Origin of the sequence: Tolypothrix campylonemoides VB511288_2 (assembly GCF_045999855.1) — a bacterium.
Lineage (GTDB): Bacteria > Cyanobacteriota > Cyanobacteriia > Cyanobacteriales > Nostocaceae > Scytonema > Scytonema bouteillei_A.
Genome location: NZ_JBFPMW010000003.1, coordinates 177,356 through 193,400 on the forward strand (window position 1 = coordinate 177,356; position 16,045 = coordinate 193,400).

Below are 16,045 nucleotides of genomic sequence, written 5' to 3' on the forward strand. Positions count from 1 at the left end.
GTTTTGACGCGACAGGAACTTTGACTTTTTGCTGTTTCTAATTCTAACGGTGGCTTTCTTTTACGGAAGGGATTTAAGTTTGATAAGTATTTGGATAAAACTAAGTGCATTTCTTATACAAATATTTGCTTTCTAAGAATTTTAAAGCTCCTACTCCAGGCGCGGGGAGTCATGAGAAATTTATTAGTCAATGCCAGTAAATTCACGTATAATTGGTAAGAGATAAGCGATCGGTGCTTGTTCTGCTACTTTTACCCGCACGGTGGTAGTCGTTCCCGCAGAAATTTTTAATTTTGGTCCTTGGGAGGAAGACCAACGATAGCCACTAAAGGTAGACGGCTCAAGTACCATCTCTGCTCGCACTTCCATATCTCCGCCACCAGTTGGTAAAATTTTGGCTGCTAAATCGGGATTGCCGATCGCAGAATTTGCACCTTCTTTAGTGACAGGTAAGGGAGGAACCGAAGTGATTTTAGCAACAATACCGCCAAAGCGTTCTCTTTTCACCGAGTCGGGGGTAATTTGCATAGTCATTCCTGGTTGAATCTGCTTGCCATCTTTGATGCTAAAGTAGGAAATGGCTATCAATGGGGTGTTATTTTGTCGAAGATTCACAGATGCAATGGGAGTCGCGGGACTGACAACTTGACCAACGAAAGCAGAGGTTTCCAAGACACAACCACTATTAAGACTGACAATTTGGCTATTATCTAATATTTGTTTTTCTAGTTGAGCGATCGCTCGATTGACTTCTTGAATTTGATTAAAGTTTTTATTAAGGTTTTCTACGTTTTCCTGGTCAATTCGTTTACTCCTAGTTTCTAAGTCTTTCAATTGCGTTTGCAGTTCTCCTACAGAACTCAGATTTTGTAAGTATCTCTGTTGGGCTTCTGTTTCTTCTACATCTAATTGCTTAAGTTGCGCTTGGATATCATAGACAGTTTGGCGTCCTTGTTTGTATTCTTGCTCTGCTTGTAATAAAGTATCTTTGGCAATTGCTCCTACATCTAAAAGTTGCTGACGCTCTTGAAATCTGTGTTTCAGTACGGGAACAAGACCCCGAGCATCTTTGAGGCGTTGTTGTAGACTTATACGCTGTTCGCGGATCGCATTTAAACCTTTTTCATAAAACGCAGGTGTGAGTGTTTGGGTATCCCGCAACCGTTGAATATAACTAGCCCTTGCAGATGCGATCGCTTCTTTTTCCTTCATTGTATGCTGTTGCTGAAGTAAAATAGAAGACTGGCTTTGTGCTTGTAATTCGGCGATTTTCGTGCGTTGCAATTGCAACTGTTGCTTAAGATCGGTGGGATCGATTGTAGCTAGGATATGTCCTTTTTCAATACACTGTCCAGGTTTGATATTTAGACTTTTTAATTGTCCTGAAATGGGAGACTCAAAAGTGATGACTTGATAGGGTTGAATAAGCACTCCTTTCCCTGAAACAGTGATGGGAATACGTCCAAAAACACTCCAAACCAACCCAATGAGGATAAAACTACCTAACGCCGTCAAGGGTAGCCAATCGAGAGGGTTGACCAACTGCATTAATCGATCCAATCTTTCTGGAGAAGATAAACGCTCCAGTGATTCCTTGCGAAATAGACTGTCTTTTTCAGCCATATATGTTATAGCTCTTGTAGAAATATTTTGTAAAATAATAAGAAATTAATTATTGCCTATTGAGGCGTTTAATCATCCAGTCAAATCTAGCACCTGCTAGGGCGGTATTGTCTAGGGTATCTAAGTCAAGTTCATCTTCAACTTCAATATCTTCTGTTAAAACTGGGTCTAGTTGGTAGGCTAGTTTGCCAAATCCCCGGCGGAATAACCGATCGCGAATTCTATCCGCTAACACTACCGCGATCGCTCGATAAAACCTGGCTGTAAATCCTGTATCTTGTTTTAATTTTTCCATGAGGATGTGCTTTGGTAGTGCCAATAATACAGCAGATTCTGCTGCTTTGACTGTAGCGGAGGCGGTTGTCATTTCTACAAAGGACATTTCTCCCAAAATTTCACCCTTGACTGATGTAGCAATTTCTTTTTGTCCCGATTCAGTCTGTTGGCTGGTTACAAAAATACCTAATTTTCCATCTAACAATATATATAAGGCTTCTGGCGGTTGACCTTCCTCTATAAGCACCGTCCCAGAATGAACTTTCATTCTAACGCCTCGAGCAATCATCCAATCAATATCAGCATCATTCAAGATAGCAAAGACAAATAAAACTTTGCGTAACGGTTCTCCCGGTACTACTTTGTTTTTAATAAGAAAATCAGTTAATTTTCGCAACTGCTTCGACAGAAAAATAGATAACATTTGATAAAAACGGGCAGCAAATTCTGTATCGTTCTCCAATTTTTTAATTAATAAATGTCTGGGTAACGATAATACCCGTGAGGGTTCTAAGGCGGTACAAGTGCTAGATGGAGGACGATTATCTATAAAAGATAGAAATTCTACAACTTCGCCAGCTGTTACGCGCTCAATTTCAACAGCATCTTCTATATTTCCTGTAGGAGAAACACCAATACTCAATGCTCCTTCTAATAGAATTTCCACTGTGTCAATAATTTCTTGACCTTCTCGAAGCAGAATTTCACCAGTACGGTATTCCGTATATTTACCGATATTTATCATCCAAGCAATATCGCGATCCTTAAAAACCGCAAAATTAGGAAAATGAGTTAGCAATTGTCCGCTCATAGGATCAAATCTAGATTATAAGTGTAATAAAATTATCTGTCACGCCAAGAACTATACTGTCAATTTTGACACCATAGGTTAATCTGGTTCATAGGGTTTCTTCGATCGTGTCGTAACTGTCTGTGAAAACCCTTCTCTATGTCCCTTGCAAGCTTTTTTCTATTTTTTGTCCTTTATAAGGTGGAAAATTAACCGTACTTAATATGAATTGGAAAAAAAAGTTTATAAATCTTATAACAATTCCAGTTTCTTTGGTATTAGCAACGATCTCTAGTTCTTCTCAAGTAGGAAGATCTGAATCACCAGTGACTTTAAGATGGGATAACTGGCAAATAAGTCAGAACTTCATACCACCAAACCGCAAAGCTCCACAGACTACAGCAGGTGGGGGAAGTCGCGGTGATTCCTGCGATTTAGCAAGTCAAGAAAAGTTAATTCCTTTAATACCTGCAAGTAAGTTAGGTTTAACTTTAGCTGAACGTCCGACTTTTTATTGGTTTGTACCGCAAATAACTGCACAAACAGCTCACTTATCCCTGCTAGATAACAACAATATAGTCTACGAAACAACTGTTAAACTTCCTAACAAACCGGGAATTATTGGCTTTACTCTCCCATCTAATACACCTGCTCTCAAAGTTGGCAAACAATACCATTGGTATTTTGCCATCGCTTGCAATTCCGAAGAATCAGAGAAAGAGATGGCTGTTGATGGATGGGTAGAACGTATCCCAACAACTCCTGCTTTATCACAGCAGCTAGCCAAAACAAATCCCAAACAACTCTCCCAAATGTATGCTAAGACAGGTATTTGGTATGAAGCGTTACATACTATAGTGCAGCAACGTCTTGCTAACCCCAGGGAGCGCACGATTCTAGCTAATTGGCAAACATTTTTAGAGTCAGTCGGCTTAAAAAACTTAGTTTCGCAACCGTTGGTAGCTAGCAACACTATTAAAACTAAATAGTTTATAAATTTTGTACAACCAGAGAAGCAAATTCATGTCTTTTAACCTCAAAATTCTCATTTTCTCTGCGCCTCTGCTCCTACAGCGCGATAGCTTCGCTTGCGCCAAGGGCGATGCTGCTTTGCAGCCGCTTCGCGCTCGCAATTCCTTCACCAAGATACAACAGCAATTTATACCTGAAAGAAACCACTCCCAAAATCAAATGCTGTATGTGGCGTTCAATTAAAATACAAATTTGGCGATGGCGCGGGATATTAATTGCTACTCCCAGTGCAGTCATAGTTGTATTACTCCTGCGCTTGAGTGGACTATTGCAGATGTTGGAATTAGCTGCATTAGATCGAATGTTTTCGTTGCGTTCTCTGGAGCCTGTTGACTCGCGCATTGTCATTGTAGAAATTAATGAATCAGATGTCCAAAAACTTGGTAAGCGCGGTCATTGGCCTATACCTGATGGTTTATTAGCAAAAATTTTAGAAAATATAAAACAACACAAACCTAGCGCGATAGGTCTCGATCTCTATCGAGATTTACCAGTAGGCTCCGGTCATGATTCTTTAGTGAAAGTCTTTGAGTCTACACCCAATTTAGTTGGCGTGCAAAAAGTTGCTGAGAGTGATGATAGTTCAGCAGTTGCACCACCACCAGTGCTCAAAAAACTGGGACAGGTAGGTGCAAATGATTTTCCTTTAGATGGAGATGGTAAAGTTCGGCGGAGTTTGCTGTATTTAGCCGATAAAAATGGGGAGAATGTATTTAGTTTTGCTTTTAAACTAGCATATCTCTATCTGCACGAGCGCGATGTTTATGTCGGACAAACAGATAATTTTTTAGTGAAAACAGGAGATACTATCTATCCGTTATTTCAAGGCAATGATGGCGGTTATGTTAGAGCAGAAGACCAAGGGTATCAGGTTCTTATAAATTATCGTCATTCCAAGCAGAATTTTCAGCGTATCTCCATTATAGATGTGTTAGAAAATCACACTCCAAAGGATTTACTCAAGGGACGCATTGTATTGATTGGTCCCACAGCCGAAAGTCTCAAAGACCTATTCTATACACCTTATAGCAGCACTGTCTTAACAGCACCCAAACGCATGGCTGGAGTAGCTATTCACAGCCATGCGCTCAGTCAAATTTTAAGTGCGACTTTAGATAACCGACCCTTAATTAAAACGTGGAATAAGCCCCAGGAATGGTTGTGGATTTCTCTGTGGTCATTGATTGGCTCAGCATTGATATGGCAACAAAGATATAGCGGTAGTTCTAAAAGGCGATCGCTATTTCCCCCTCTGAGTCTTTTCCTAGCGGTATGCTGTCTTATAGGTAGTAGTTATCTCGCTTTTCTTGCTGGGTGGTGGATTCCTATTGTCCCACCGTTAATGGCATTAATAGGTGCGGGAATTGCTGTGACAGCTTATATAGCCTGGACTGCGGGAGCTATTCGCAAAACTTTTGGTCGTTACCTTACCGATGAAGTAGTCGCAAATTTGTTAGAAAATCCTGAAGGCTTAAAGCTGGGTGGAGAACGCAAAAAAATTACTATTCTCACTTCCGATTTAAGAGGTTTTACTGCGACCTCTGAAAGATTACCTGCTGAAGAAGTTATCAAAATTATTAACCTTTATTTGGGATATATGGCAGATGTCATTACTCAATATCAAGGGACTATAGATGAGTTTATGGGTGATGGCATTTTAGTTTTATTTGGCGCTCCCATTGCTAGAGAAGATGATGCTAAGAGAGCCATAGCTTGTGCTGTAGCGATGCAATTAGCAATGTCATCTGTGAATCAAAAAATGCAGCACATGGGTTTACCAAAATTGGAAATGGGGATTGGGATCAATACAGCAGAGGTAGTAGTTGGTAATATTGGTTCAGAAAAACGGACTAAATATGGAATTATCGGGAGTCAAGTTAATTTAACTTATCGTATTGAATCTTATACAGTCGGCGGACAGATTTTTGTTTCCGACTCAACTGTTAATGAGGCTGGTTCTATTGTCAAAATTATTGGTTCTAAAAAAGTACAAGCAAAAGGAGTGAAACAACCAATAGAGATACATGAAGTAGGTGGAATTGCTGGTGAATACAATTTGTACCTGGAGCAAGAAGAAGAGATATTTTTGCAACTTCTAGCACCAATTTCCCTAAAATATGCAATCTTAGATGGCAAAGATGTAGATAGCAGTATCAGGATGGGGAAGTTAGTAAAACTATCAGAAAAGGGGGGACAAATTTATTTTGATTCAATAGAAAACTCCTTAAAAGTACAACCATTTACTAATTTAAAGATAAATTTTTTCTTATCTGAAGAAAGCACGGTGAGCGAAGATACTTATGCTAAAGTCTTGGACAAAGCAGCAGAATCTAATAGTTTTTATATTCGCTTTACCAATATACCATCAGAAGTGGCAACTCAATTGAATAGTATGCAGTCGGGATTCGCTTCTCCTTAAAGGAGAAGGGAGCAGTAAATTCTTCTAGGTTGAGGGCTTAGATCGAGATAACCAGGATTCATATATGGATTGAGTAACGCCAAACATTTGCTACAAATGAATGAAATATTAATTAAAAACCACTATAAATTAAGATGAATGATTCCAAATTACTATTGACAGGTAATCAGTCCTTAGTATTCGACAATACTCAAACATTTTGGCAGGTTGAATCAGGTGCGATCGCTCTGTTTGCCATTCCCATTCACCAAGGATTTGAGGGGGTCCGCCGCTATCTGTTTACTGTCCGTGCGGGGGAAGCATTGTTTGGGATAGCTGCTAAGACGCATAAGATTTTAGCGGTATCTATGGAAGATAGTTTATTATGGCAACTGACTGTAGAGAGTGAGGAGAAATGCGAGCCAGAAAAGTTTCTCGAGTTAGTGCAGATTTGGAGGAAACATATCTGTAGTTGTGCAGGCGATCGCGCCGTGATTTCCCCCGTGTTTTCCTATCCTGAAAAACTGAATAGTTGGGACACTATCCAAGTGGCTCTCAACGAACTCCATAGCGATTTCTGCCAAATTTTAATGCAAATAGAACAGGAGGAGTTAACCGCAAAATGGCAGCAATTCCAAGCACGAGAACAACTTAATCATCAAGCAAAAGTTGGTGCTTTAGGTAATTTGGCAGCAGTCCTCAAGCCAAAACAAGCGGAATTTTTGCAATCAGAGACACCTCTTTTAATTGCTACAGGTGCGGTAGGCAAAGCATTAGGAATAAAGATTTTGCCCCCTGCACGTTCCGAAGATATGAATCGGATTAAAGAACCCCTAGAAGCGATCGCTCGTGCATCGCGCATTCGTATCAGGCGGGTTTTACTGAACGATAAATGGTGGCAAAAAGATACTGGACCCCTCTTGGCATATACACAGCAAGATAACCGTCCTGTAGCAGTGCTACCGGTGGGTGCAAGAAAATACGAAATTTTTGACCCAAATCATACTCGCATTCCTGTAAATAACGATACTGCCCAAACACTAGCTCCCTTTGCCTATGTGTTTTATCGTCCCCTACCCGACAAACATCTCACTGCTATCGATCTGTTAGTATTTGCTTTCCAAGGACAAATCAAAGAAGTGCTCGTCATTCTCCTGACAGGTACAATCGCCACATTACTGGGGATGTTAACTCCCTTAGCAACTGCCGTTCTCATTGATTCTGCTATTCCCGACGCAGACCGAGGTTTATTAGTACAAATCGCCTTGGGTCTTTTTGCCGCCAGTATCGGCACAATAATTTTTCAAATTGCTCAAGGTTTTTCCACCCTAAGACTGGATACTAAAGCCAGTATAGACTCCCAAGCAGCCCTCTGGGATAGATTATTAAATTTGCGAGTATCTTTCTTTCGTGAATATTCTATTGGGGATTTACAATCTCGTGTTTCCGTTATCACTCAGATTCGTCAGAAACTCAGTGACACAGTACTACGCACAATTTTTACAAGTGTCTTTTCCTTACTCAATTTGGGATTGTTGTTTGTTTACAGTTCTCAATTGGCTTTAGTGGTAGTAGGAGTAGCACTGGTGACAATCGTCTTTACCACCGTCTCCGGCGTACTGAACCGTCAAAAGTTGCGTCCTTTAGAAGAAATCGAGGGAGATATTTTTGGCTTTACAGTACAGATGGTTGCTGGCGTGTCTAAACTCCGTGTCACCAGTGCAGAAGACCGCGCCTTTGCTTATTGGGCAAAAAAGTACAGTCAACAGCTAAAACTCAAATTGAGTACAGAATTCATTGAAGATATCTTAGCTATATTTAATACCATTATGCCAACTGTCAGTTCAATAATTATCTTTTGGTTGGCGGTCACGTTTATAACTCAAGCCCCGTCTGCAGGGGATGCAGGATTATCTACAGGTAAATTTTTAGCATTTAACTCAGCCTTTGCCATATTTATTGTTGGAACAACGCAATTAAGTAATACTATAGTCAGCATTTTGGATATCAGCATTTTCTGGGAACGGGCAAAGCCCATCTTTCAAGCTCAATCGGAAATTGACCTTAGCAAAAGCGATCCGGGACGATTAACGGGTAAAGTTAAAGTCGATCGCGTAACGTTCCGTTACCGAGAAGACGGTCCCTTGAATTTAGCTGATGTCACCATTCAGGCACAACCAGGAGAATTTATTGCTTTAGTAGGACCTTCTGGTAGTGGTAAATCCACACTTATCAGGCTGTTGTTGGGATTTGAAACGCCCAAAGATGGGACGATTTACTACGATGGGCAGGATTTATCAGGGCTAGATATATCTGCAGTACGGCGGCAAATTGGTGTAGTGCTGCAAAACGGGCGGATTAATAGCGCCTCGATTTTTGAAAATATTTCTAGTGGCGCATTGGTGACAATGGAAGAAGCTTGGGAAGCAGCACGCATGGCTGGTTTTGCTGAAGATATTCAGTCAATGCCAATGGAAATGCACACGGTTATTTCCGAAGGAGGGACAAACCTGTCTGGCGGACAAAGACAGCGACTATTAATTGCCCGTGCTTTAGTATTAAAACCTAAAATTCTTATTTTTGATGAAGCGACCAGTGCCTTAGATAATCGCACCCAAGCTATCGTTAGTACCAGCTTAGACAATTTGGGAGTAACACGCATCGTTATTGCCCATCGCCTCAGCACTATCCAGAACGCCGACCGAATTTATGTCATTGAAGCTGGGCGAGTTGTTCAACAAGGTAAATTTGAGGAATTAGTCAATCAAGAAGGATTATTTGCAAATTTAATGGCACGGCAGATGTAGCAATCCTTTTTGAGATCCGGACAAGGGAGACAAGGGAGACAAGGGAACGAAGTTGAAGATCTCAATACCTTTGCCAAAACGCCCTCACATTAGAAATGTGAGGCTATACAAACAAAGCCCACCTGCGTGGGCTAAAACCCAAAGCCCACGCAGGTGGGCTTGGTTTATGTAGCCACAGACTTCCAGTCTGTAGGGCTTTTGAGAAATTGGCAAAGGTATTGAGATCTAGCAGTAACACAAACCTGGCGGTTCCTTAGAACTACGACTATCATAGAAAAAATCTTGTCACTATTAATACATATATGCAACTTCCTATTATTTCCTTAACACTGATCCTAGCTTTAGCTTCCCCATCTCTAGCACAAGCACCGACTCCAACACCTGAAGAACAGATCGCGGAAGCTGTTATGTTAAATAATAACGCTGGAGGTCTAATTTATAAGGATTTGGTTGGTTTGAATGAATTACAAACAGCGTTAACGCAATCTCAACAGGCTTTAACTATTTTCCAAAAATACGGTGCGAAAGCCGGGGAAGCTAACTCCCTTACGAACATTGGATATGTATATCTCCGTCAAGGTAAATATCCTCAAGCGTTGGAATATTTTCAATCCTCTTTAGATATTCGCAGAAAAACACGCGATCGCCAAAATGAATGGATACCTGTTTCCTATCTAGGTGAAGTGTACGTCAATTTGGGACGGTATCCTCAAGCTATAGAAGCGTATCAAAATGGTTTAGCGATTCTTCGAGAACTAAAAGCCGCTAACCCAAAAGATACTAGCTATGCTACAAGCGAAACAATTATGCTTGGCGATCTGGGTAGCGTTTATTTTCGCACGGGACAGTATGCCAAAGCTTTAGATTTTTATCAACAAAGTTTAGCTCTCCAAAAAACCAGTGATGATAAGATTGGCAGCATTCAAACTCTAAATAATATTGGTGTAGTTTATGTTAACTTAGGAAACTATGCTCAAGCTGTAAATTCTTACCAACAAGCTTTAAACAGTTTGCAAGAATGCTGCTCAAATTATTTAGGTACGCAAGCAGCAACTATGAATAATCTCGCGGGGGCTTATTTTAGCTTGGGTCAGTCTCAGAAGTCTTTAGAACTCGCAGAGCAATCTGCAAATATTTATAACAGACTGAGTAGTACTAATTCTGAAGAAGTTAACAAACAAGATATTAAATTACTTTACGATTATCTCGGTCAAAACTCCCAAGCATCTCAACAATTTGTCAGTCGTGCTATTGTTGGTGATGCTTTTGGTAAAGACTCTTTTCAATTCCAAGGGAGAGCAATCAATCTTAATAATATTGGACAAATATATGCAAACTTAGGTAAATACGACCAAGCTTTAAAGATATATCAACAAGCTTTAAATATCTACAAGGAAAATAATTACAAACTAGGGGTTGCTGCCACTCTTAATAATATTGCGCGTGTTCATAGCAATTTAAGCAAATATCAGCAAGCAATTGAATTAAACCAGCAAGCCTTAGCTATTTATCGAGAAGTGGGCGATCGCACCGGGGAAGGTGTGACAATGAGCCATCTAGGACAAATTTACCAACAGCAAAATCAATACGCCAAAGCGGAAGAATTGTATCAGCAAGCTTTAGCTATACACCGCGAAGTGAGCGATCGAGCCAGTGAAGCCACAACAATGAAATTTTTAGGAGATACTTTATCCGGACAAAATCAACCACAGCTAGCAATTGCATTTTACAAAAAATCAGTTAATTTAACTGAGGAAATTCGGCAAAACTTGCGCGTTATGCCAACTGCTATTCAACAATCTTATACAGAAACGGTAGCAGAAAGATACCGCCGCCTCGCCGATTTATTGCTTAAACAAAATCGTTCCGCAGAAGCGCAACAAGTTCTGGATTTACTCAAAATCCAAGAAGTGAGTGATTTTATCGGAATTGAGCGCATAACACCTAAGAAAACAGCAGTTGCTAATAGCGGACAAAGAGGAACAAATATAGAAACTCCAGTATCCCAAAATTTACCACTCAAGCCCCAAGAACAAGATATTACACAAAAATATAGTGTCATTCAAGACAAAGCGATCGCACTGGGACAAGAACTCACCAATCTCAGAAAAATTCCCCAAACTTCGCGGACATCTGCTCAAGAAAAACGCATCGCTGAATTAGTCAAACTCGAACAGGCAATTACGGCTGAATTTAATAAATTCACCAAAAATCCGTCTGTAGTAGCATTAGTGCAACAATTATCGACTAACTCCGGACAGGAAAATCTCAGTTTGCGTCAACTTAACTCACTGCGAGATAATTTACGCCAGTTAAATCAAAAAACAGTCTTATTATATCCCTTAGTTTTAGAAGATAGATTAGAGTTAGTTTTAGTAACTGCGGATTCACCCCCAATTCACCGTCCGGTACCAGTCAAAGCATCTGAATTAAATCAGGTTATTACTGAATTTCGCCAAGCCCTAGTAGCTCCTTATAAAGATAGCAAAAATTCTGCCACACAATTATATAATTGGCTCATTAAACCTATTGAAAATGACATCAAACAAGCTGATGCAAAAGCAATTATCTATGCTCCGGATAGCAAACTGAGATATATACCTTTAGCAGCATTATACGACGGAAAAAATTGGTTGGTTGAGCGTTTTATTGTCAACAATATTACGGCTGCAAGTTTAACTAAATTAAACAATAAACCTCCAGCATCTTTAACCACTTTAGCCGCTGCTTTTACCAAGGGTGATTATCAAGTAGCTGTAGGGGAAAGAAAAGAAACATTGAGCGGGTTGCAATTTGCCAAAGCTGAAGTTGAAAATTTAGCTAAGACAATTCAAAACACAAAGATTCTTTTAGATAAAGAATTTAACACCCAAGTTGCCATCCCACAGATGAATGATTACAAAATCGTGCATTTAGCAACGCATGGCATGCTAGTGAGCGGTAATCCTGAAGATTCATTTATTTTGTTTGGGGATGGTACACGTGTCACCCTTAAAGATATAGAAAATTGGTCTTTACCTAATGTTGATTTAGTCGTTTTAAGTGCCTGTCAAACTGGTTTGGGCAAACAATTAGGTAACGGTCAGGAAATTCTAGGTTTGGGATATCAAATTCAATTAACAGGTGCCAAAGCCTCTATTGCTTCATTGTGGTCTGTTTCTGATGGTGGTACGCAAGCCTTAATGAATGCATTTTATACAACATTAAAAGCTGGGAAATTGAGCAAAGCCGAAGCTTTACGCAACGCACAATTAGAATTATTAACAGGAAGTAACAGTCAATTTAAACACCCCTATTATTGGGCATCTTTTATTTTAATTGGAAATGGACTATAACTCAATACGGTTCAGTTAACACACCAGACACGGAGAGTCGCTACGCCCCGCGTCCGGGGCGACAGCCCCAATAGGTAGCAAGTGGGGTTATATTAATAAAATTGGAAAAATAGTTGTCCCACCAAAGTTTGACGCTACCATACCCATCTCTGAAGGACTCGCGGTAGTGCAGATTGTAGAAAACAACCGTCGTAAATTAGGTTAACTTTTAGTTTTGTCTAAAAGTACAATAGTGCCAAAGTATAATTTTACAAAAACATAACTATACCCTACCACTGGAGAAAGCGATAGGGGATTTTTCATTAAATCACAGAGCTAAATACCTGTTGTGCGGTTAAATTCAACTGTGGAAAAGTAGGTGACGCAATCAAATCATCGCCCCTAAACGGGGCCATTTGATATTCACCGTCAATCAATTCGCAAACAGTAATTGTAGGTTGTTTGGGATTGCCAATAAACTTACGCCCGCCCAATGCAGCGTAATCTACAATCCAATATTCGGGTATTCCCATCTCTTCATAATTCCCGAATTTATTATGATAATCATCACGCCAGTTTGTTGAAACTACTTCAACTATCAACGGTACAGATTCAGGGTAGATAACAGTCGATTCTTTTTTCCACAATGGTTCATTTTTTAAATTGTCCCGATTAAGTACCAATACATCGGGTATGTAGGCTGATTCACCATGAGGCGTTTTAACTAAAGCGGATTTTGGGATGGTATAGGGTAGCTTACACTGCTTAAATTCAGTTACGATTTGTTCAATCAAAAAACCTACAACATCTTCATGGTCGCCAGTTGGTGGGGGCATCTCAATTATGACTCCGTTGTGTAGCTCGTAGCGCCGGGGTGAGTTTTCTGGATACCATTCAATAAATTCATTGAAGGTAAATAGCTTTTGTAGTGGTAGTGTTTGGGTCATAAAAGCTACTGGTAGGGTTGATTTTTACTGTTCATTCTTTTCATTTTACGAAGAGTATTCGCGAACCATTATATCTTCTAGAAAAAGCACTCGCTCAACTGCAATTCCCTACACCCAAGCTTCGCGCTGGGGCGCAGTACTCTTGCGGCTAACAGTCCACTGGACAGTAAGAACTCTAGAAAGTCAAATAAAGATTTCAACTAAAAAAGTCCCAATTTCCTACCAATATATAATCATTTTCAAAACTTAATGGTAAAGAGACTTCTCTACAAGTGTTTTTTGTTACATTGTTGGTCATAACCTAGATTTTTAAGTGGGACGGGGGAATATTTGAGGAATAGGTAAGGCGAATTTATTCTGGTGCAACACAAGCGTGGCTTGGCACGGGGTGATTGGGAAGAGATTAAGGAGGAAGATGAAGAGGAAATGACTGAAGAATAATTGCAGTATCAGCACCTTCTGTAGACGAGCCGTAAGGAAGTGGGAAGTATTTGCTCTAGTATTACGCGGTTGAGCAAACTCACGAAAAATCCCAATCTGTGAGTAGCCGTGAAGGCAAGAATTCTGGATAGATTGACCTCAATAACTGATATAGCAGTCCTACATGATTTACAAACACCTCTTCCTTGTCCTCCTTGTCCTCCTTGTCCTCCTTGTCTCCCTTGTCTCTCTTATCTCTCTTGTTGAGATCTCAAATAGGATTGCTAGAGAATTCACATCGCCAATGGAAATTTTTCTTTAATGAAACGTTTGGTCAGCTGTTCCACAGCATCTTCGCGATCGACATTAGCAGCCAAAACTTGCAAGAGTTCTGCTAATTGAGTTTTCATCAACTCCATTGCTTCGCTCCGATGAAGGAAGCCGACTGGTAGTGCTTTACGAAAGCGGACATTTTGCTCCGTGGCAGATGCAAGCATTTCAGTTATGAGGTGACTCCATTTAAAGACATCTATAGCAATTGTAAGGTGCAACGAGGAACTTTCTAAAGCAAGCACTTCATGAACAAAACCACGAGGGAGATACAATAAATCACCAGCTTGGAGATAAACTTCCCGTGGCGATGCGTCTAGTATTTTTTTTGGTATTGCTTGGATGTGAGCAGCAGTGGGTAAATCTAAAAAGGAATCGTAAATGCGCCAGAGTTTAGCACCTTCTAATTGAAGAATGAAAACGTCGTTTAAATCAAAGTGCGCTGGATAGGCTTGTGAATTCTTAGGTGTTAAATACAGGTTTGCATTTACAGGATGATTGAGAAATTGTTCCAGACGACAGCAGAAAGCAGCAATTGCTTTCCAGTGGTACTGAAGCTCGTGTATAAGTAAAGTATGACCTTGAGAATAAGCTTGGTAAAGGTGATTAATACTAGGAACTGTATGGGAATCAGAATATTTAAAATCACTAGAGCGATTTAAAGAATCAGTCTCAATATCGCCCGATCTCAAATTAGCGAAACATATGATATTGTCAATCTCTTTCATTGAGAGAAGGCTAACATAGTAATTTGCATCTTCTCTCATCAAAACAAGTGGTTTTTGCTCCCAATAATTGGTTAAAAAGGTTTGTGAATCGATAGGTTGAATTAATTTCTCAAAATCAAAATCTGGGTTAGACATTGTTTGTTACATTCAGACTTTTGGTGCTTGGGATTAGCGTTGAATCATTAACAGTCCTTCTTTAACCAAACGTCGCACCAGAACTACTTTGCTATGACTGCTGAGGATACCTGGAAGGTCTTTGACGAGAAATTGTTCTGAGTTGGTGATAAAGCGAAGCGCTGGCTCAATGGACTGCGGCCCCTCAACGGTTCCTCCTGGGAATTGAATGGTTACTGAATCCGTTTTTCTGGTGATATGACAAATCATTCCCTTTCGCTTAGCAACAGTAGTATTGGGATCGATTTCATTAACTGCATCCAAACTGATAAAATGTCCATCAGGGAGTGGAGACATCCCTCCAATGAAACGTTTGGTTAACCGTTCTATAGCGTCTTCGTGGTTGACCTTATCAGCAAGGACTTGCAAAAGTTCTGCTAATTGATTTTTCATCGATGCCATAGCTTCGCTCCGATGGATAAAGCCTACTGGTAGTGCTTTGCGGAAATGAACGTTCTGTTCGGCGATAGATAAAATCGCTTCCTGAATGAGAGTTGCCCACTCAAAGACACAAATTCCCACTGTCAGATGTAATGAGGAGCTGTCTGAGGTCATTGCCTCATGAACACAACCACGGGGAATATACAATAAGTCACCCGCCTGCAAACAAACATTATGGGTTGGCGTGTCTAAGTTTTTCGGATCGACTGCATAACCTCTGGTAACGAGGGGCAAATCCGATAAATATTCATAAATTTGCCAGTGTTTCGATCCCGCAATCTGAAGTACAAAAACGTCGTGTGTATCATAGTGCGGTGGAAATCCTTGAGCACCTTTAGGTGTTAAGTATAGGTTAATATTTACAGGATGATTGAGAAATTGTTCTAAATTCCGACAAAAAGTAGCAACTGGCTTACAGCGATCTTGAATTTTCTGAATACAGAATGTGTTCCCTTGGTGATAAGCATCGTAAAGTTGATTTGCTGAATAGGAATTTGCATAATCTGGTCCTATCTTTGTATAGGGTTCAACGGATACTCCTTCTTTAGTCTTAAACACTCTACAGTCAGAAAATTTGAGGTCGGTAAAGCGAATGAGATCGTCTATGTACTCTGTTGAAAAAAGATTGGCATAATAATCTGCTTTTCCTCGAACAAGAAAGAGCGATCGCTGCTCCCAATAGTTTTTCAAAAAGATATCCGTGTCGAGGGGGTGAATCAGTTTTTGAAAATCGAATTCTATTTCAGACATTGCTTGCAATTCTCT

At 40.1% G+C, this 16,045-nt stretch carries 11 protein-coding genes; 6 read left to right on the forward strand and 5 right to left on the reverse strand.

Annotated elements, in window-relative coordinates:
* Positions 1 to 183: 183 nt before the first annotated feature.
* Entirely contained in the window at positions 184 to 1,623 is a 1,440-nt protein-coding gene (locus AB0756_RS09685) for an NHLP bacteriocin system secretion protein (protein WP_038078529.1), read from the reverse strand.
* A gap of 49 nt (positions 1,624 to 1,672) precedes the next feature.
* Complete coding sequence (locus AB0756_RS09690) at positions 1,673 to 2,710, reverse strand: cyclic nucleotide-binding domain-containing protein (protein WP_038078531.1); 1,038 nt, start codon at positions 2,708 to 2,710, stop codon at positions 1,673 to 1,675.
* 203 nt (positions 2,711 to 2,913) lie between these two features.
* Between AB0756_RS09690 and AB0756_RS09695 the strand changes: the two genes are divergently transcribed.
* From AB0756_RS09695 to AB0756_RS09720, 6 genes are all read left to right on the forward strand, one after another.
* Positions 2,914 to 3,678, forward strand: coding sequence for a DUF928 domain-containing protein (locus AB0756_RS09695; protein ID WP_038078533.1), 765 nt, complete (start codon positions 2,914 to 2,916; stop codon positions 3,676 to 3,678).
* A 34-nt stretch (positions 3,679 to 3,712) separates the two neighbouring features.
* Positions 3,713 to 3,904 carry a hypothetical protein gene (locus AB0756_RS09700; protein ID WP_038078536.1) on the forward strand — a complete coding sequence of 64 codons (192 nt, stop codon included), beginning with the start codon at positions 3,713 to 3,715 and terminating at the stop codon, positions 3,902 to 3,904.
* Entirely contained in the window at positions 3,888 to 6,140 is a 2,253-nt protein-coding gene (locus tag AB0756_RS09705; protein WP_038078537.1) for a CHASE2 domain-containing protein, read from the forward strand. The genes AB0756_RS09700 and AB0756_RS09705 overlap by 17 nt, the downstream gene beginning before the upstream one ends.
* A gap of 134 nt (positions 6,141 to 6,274) precedes the next feature.
* Positions 6,275 to 8,926: an NHLP bacteriocin export ABC transporter permease/ATPase subunit gene (locus tag AB0756_RS09710; RefSeq protein ID WP_038078540.1), complete on the forward strand. Its 2,652-nt coding sequence runs from the start codon at positions 6,275 to 6,277 to the stop codon at positions 8,924 to 8,926.
* 302 nt (positions 8,927 to 9,228) lie between these two features.
* The gene (locus AB0756_RS09715; RefSeq protein WP_038078542.1) at positions 9,229 to 12,261 is read left to right on the forward strand and encodes a CHAT domain-containing protein; all 3,033 of its coding nucleotides are present in this window, start codon (positions 9,229 to 9,231) and stop codon (positions 12,259 to 12,261) included.
* Between the two features lie 91 nt (positions 12,262 to 12,352).
* Positions 12,353 to 12,466: a WG repeat-containing protein gene (locus AB0756_RS09720; RefSeq protein ID WP_408019848.1), complete on the forward strand. Its 114-nt coding sequence runs from the start codon at positions 12,353 to 12,355 to the stop codon at positions 12,464 to 12,466.
* Positions 12,467 to 12,563: 97 nt separating this feature from the next.
* Here the strand turns inward: AB0756_RS09720 and AB0756_RS09725 are convergent, their stop codons facing one another.
* The 3 genes from AB0756_RS09725 to AB0756_RS09735 form a co-directional block, all read right to left on the reverse strand.
* Positions 12,564 to 13,187 (reverse strand): Uma2 family endonuclease, encoded by a 624-nt coding sequence (locus AB0756_RS09725; protein ID WP_038078545.1) that lies wholly within the window; start codon positions 13,185 to 13,187, stop codon positions 12,564 to 12,566.
* Positions 13,188 to 13,900: 713 nt separating this feature from the next.
* Positions 13,901 to 14,800, reverse strand: a complete 900-nt coding sequence (locus AB0756_RS09730; RefSeq protein WP_050046124.1) for a cupin domain-containing protein — start codon at positions 14,798 to 14,800, stop codon at positions 13,901 to 13,903.
* 33 nt (positions 14,801 to 14,833) lie between these two features.
* Positions 14,834 to 16,030 (reverse strand): cupin domain-containing protein, encoded by a 1,197-nt coding sequence (locus AB0756_RS09735; protein WP_038078547.1) that lies wholly within the window; start codon positions 16,028 to 16,030, stop codon positions 14,834 to 14,836.
* Positions 16,031 to 16,045 lie beyond the last annotated feature (15 nt).

Excerpts from the sequence above, each read along its gene's own strand:
- AB0756_RS09730 (WP_050046124.1), bottom strand. The coding sequence starts at position 14,800 with ATGTCTAACCCAGATTTTGATTTTGAGAAATTAATTCAACCTATCGAT.
- AB0756_RS09725 (WP_038078545.1), bottom strand. The coding sequence starts at position 13,187 with ATGACCCAAACACTACCACTACAAAAGCTATTTACCTTCAATGAATTT.
- AB0756_RS09715 (WP_038078542.1), top strand. The coding sequence starts at position 9,229 with ATGCAACTTCCTATTATTTCCTTAACACTGATCCTAGCTTTAGCTTCC.
- AB0756_RS09695 (WP_038078533.1), top strand. The coding sequence starts at position 2,914 with ATGAATTGGAAAAAAAAGTTTATAAATCTTATAACAATTCCAGTTTCT.
- AB0756_RS09700 (WP_038078536.1), top strand. The coding sequence starts at position 3,713 with ATGTCTTTTAACCTCAAAATTCTCATTTTCTCTGCGCCTCTGCTCCTA.
- AB0756_RS09705 (WP_038078537.1), top strand. The coding sequence starts at position 3,888 with ATGTGGCGTTCAATTAAAATACAAATTTGGCGATGGCGCGGGATATTA.
- AB0756_RS09685 (WP_038078529.1), bottom strand. The coding sequence starts at position 1,623 with ATGGCTGAAAAAGACAGTCTATTTCGCAAGGAATCACTGGAGCGTTTA.
- AB0756_RS09710 (WP_038078540.1), top strand. The coding sequence starts at position 6,275 with ATGAATGATTCCAAATTACTATTGACAGGTAATCAGTCCTTAGTATTC.
- AB0756_RS09735 (WP_038078547.1), bottom strand. The coding sequence starts at position 16,030 with ATGTCTGAAATAGAATTCGATTTTCAAAAACTGATTCACCCCCTCGAC.
- AB0756_RS09690 (WP_038078531.1), bottom strand. The coding sequence starts at position 2,710 with ATGAGCGGACAATTGCTAACTCATTTTCCTAATTTTGCGGTTTTTAAG.